The organism is Neorhizobium populisoli, from assembly GCF_019430945.1.
GTDB lineage: Bacteria > Pseudomonadota > Alphaproteobacteria > Rhizobiales > Rhizobiaceae > Neorhizobium > Neorhizobium populisoli.
Map to the genome: position 1 here is coordinate 1 of NZ_JAHYCB010000050.1, position 2,538 is coordinate 2,538.

General features: G+C 54.6%; 2 protein-coding genes and 1 pseudogene. 2 read left to right on the plus strand and 1 reads right to left on the minus strand.

Annotated features, from left to right (window positions below; translation table 11 throughout):
• Positions 1-216: pseudogene (locus tag KX729_RS33375) on the minus strand (hypothetical protein); the annotation flags it as partial.
• Between the two features lie 168 nt (positions 217-384).
• On the opposite strand from KX729_RS33375, the gene KX729_RS33380 reads away from it, so the two are divergent.
• Together KX729_RS33380 and KX729_RS33385 are read left to right on the plus strand one after the other, a co-directional pair.
• Positions 385-567 carry a hypothetical protein gene (locus tag KX729_RS33380; RefSeq protein ID WP_219746705.1) on the plus strand — a complete coding sequence of 61 codons (183 nt, stop codon included), beginning with the start codon at positions 385-387 and terminating at the stop codon, positions 565-567.
• Between the two features lie 331 nt (positions 568-898).
• Positions 899-1,549: a DUF2461 family protein gene (locus KX729_RS33385; RefSeq protein ID WP_219746706.1), complete on the plus strand. Its 651-nt coding sequence runs from the start codon at positions 899-901 to the stop codon at positions 1,547-1,549.
• The last annotated feature ends 989 nt before the right edge of the window (positions 1,550-2,538 follow it).

The following is a 2,538-nucleotide window of genomic DNA, read 5'->3' on the forward strand; positions in this document are numbered from 1 at the left end:
CACGATCTGAACTGTCACGCTGCCGAGCCGGGCAGCATCGGCGCGTGAGCCGCCATCATAGATCGATGCAACTGCCAGAAGCCGCCGCGCCTGATCGGCATCGCGTGTCTGCCGAGCCAGAAGCCGCCGCGCCTGATCGGCATCGCGTGTCTGCCGAGCCAGAAGCCGCAACCTAGCTCCGTCGAAGTCCGACCGTAATGAAAGCGCTGAACCCATCGCAAACCTCCTGTTTGCGCCATCGATTCAGATTCGTCCGGCTTTGGGAACCCCAAGAGTCAGCATCAGTGACAACTGGTATAATTCGGGGCGAGCTTCCGATCTTAAGCAACATTCAAGAATTATGGTAGACATCACGGTATAACCTGCCTTTTGACCAGAGCTGTAATGACCGAAACCATTGATGTTGCCGACGAACGAGAGCCTGAACTCGTTTCTGAACTCTGCCTTGCTCGTCCTGCCGAGTATCGCCGTCGCCTAACAGCACTTCGCGCTTCTCTATTCCAGCTCAATGATTTGATGGATTGCGTCGGCGCGGTAAAAGGCGCGTCCAGTCAGACCCGCCGCTAGACTTGCTTTCTTCCTCCAAACGAAGGCACGTAACCGCTCCGTTTTCTCGCGCTAAGCGTCCAGCCACTGCCGCAATGCCTCTGCGGCCATCCGACATGGAAGAAGCCAGAAGGAACTCAGCCGACGGTACTCAAGTGTCGGCAAATAATAGCTCGCTATGTCAGTTTGTCGCGTCTCCGTGGCGGGGTTCAAATCCGTTCAAGAGAGAGGCCAACAGGCATCTGAGCACTGGCAAGCTGATGAACGGCCCACATCGGACATATTTCTGTTCCGTTTATTCCATTGCGTTGCTCGGACGCGATACCGCCGCCTCCTTACGTTCGGAATGAAGATGATAGACCCGTCGACCATAAAATTTCTTTCGGAAGCTTCGAGCAATCTTGGCGAGGAGTGGCTGAACGACAACAAAGCTCGAATTGAAAGCGCGCGGCGCAACCTTATCGATTTTACATCACAGCTGATCGCAAGCTCCGAAGTGGTAGACCCTCGTATAGCCGTAGCAAACATCGATCCGCGAAAGTGTCTCGCCAGAGCGCCTATCGCAAAAGGTACAGGGTCGATCGCAGTGCGCGTTTCCCTATCGAAGAATGCCGCCGCAACCTACTTCATGCAATTGTCGCCCGGTAACTCTTACAGTGGAGGCGGCGCATTGTTGCCGCCACCGCGTCCCGCTCGCATCTTGAGGCAAACAATCGCGACCCACACCGGGAAATGGCGAGGTATTGTCGAAGGTCCGCTGTTTCGAAAGTATTTCCCGAACGGTTTGACCGGCGGTCACGAATTCAGTGGCAAAGGATTTGTCAAAAACCATGATGCGCTCGATTTCTTCAACCTCAAGAACTTTGGCGCATGTCGCAGCGTTTCAGACGAGATGTTGATGTCCCCCGGTTTGATTGAGGAAGCGGTAAAATCGTTTGCGGCCGCCCGTGCCTTGGTTGATTACATCAATCGTGCCACGACGAGGCTTGCTGAGGCCGGCTAACCATATGGCTTCCACCCGCGCTCATTGATCCGAATATTTTAAATAGAACCTGTGACCTGCGGCATGCGACTATCCTCATGGTTGCGACACGCTTGTTCGACTTCCTGACGCGAAGCTCGTTGAAGTCGCGAGCGATTGGAAGATCCCGCAACTGACAAATCCAGGCCTCGCCGAAGATTGGCTCAAGGTAAAGCGCGATACGCTGATAGTCGGCGTGAAGCAGAAAGGGTAAACCAACGACAATGGCTGGATCGATACATTAGTGGGCTCGGTGGAGCTATGCCCTATCGCGAAATACGCTACGAGTTCTGAATTGAGGGCTCGCCATCTCTCGCTGAATAATGAAAATTGTCCATTCTTTACGAGGGATCAGCGTCTTCAGGAAAAACCGCGCCGCAAGGGCGCATCAATCGCTCCAAGCCTCAGCCCTTCTACTTGCGAGCGCCTATACGATACGGTCCCGCCCGCTCGCTCATCACGACAGATTTCGATGTAAGGGTTATTTCGCCGCGCGCCATCAGCACGAAAGCAGGACAGTGTCTGAACTGCGAGCATTGGTCAAGACAAGGAAAGCGGGTCCGCGATCCCGTCTTCGCTGACCAACCGCACGCATCCATGGCAGCGATCCGTCGCAGCCTTACGGAGGTGACGGTGGCTCCGTGCTTTTTAATCACGTGGCCCGCCACAGTGCCCTCAACTACCAGCTCCAGACCCTAGGCCCGATCAAAATCGTCGAGCCGCAGCGTCTGGTCACTTTGCTGGAACGTTACGTCGACATCCTTTGGGAAGCAGGCAGCCATAAGAATAACGTGAATGCTTCAATGAGGGACTGGATGAAATCCTGCTCGGCCAATCCTTCGAAACGTTCACAGACGAAATGGTTGATCGGCTCACCGGCGAACTACGCAAACGTGGCAATAGCAACGCGACCATCAACAGAAAGATGGCGGCGCTCAGCAAATTGCTGCGAAAGGCGTTTAAAATGGGCG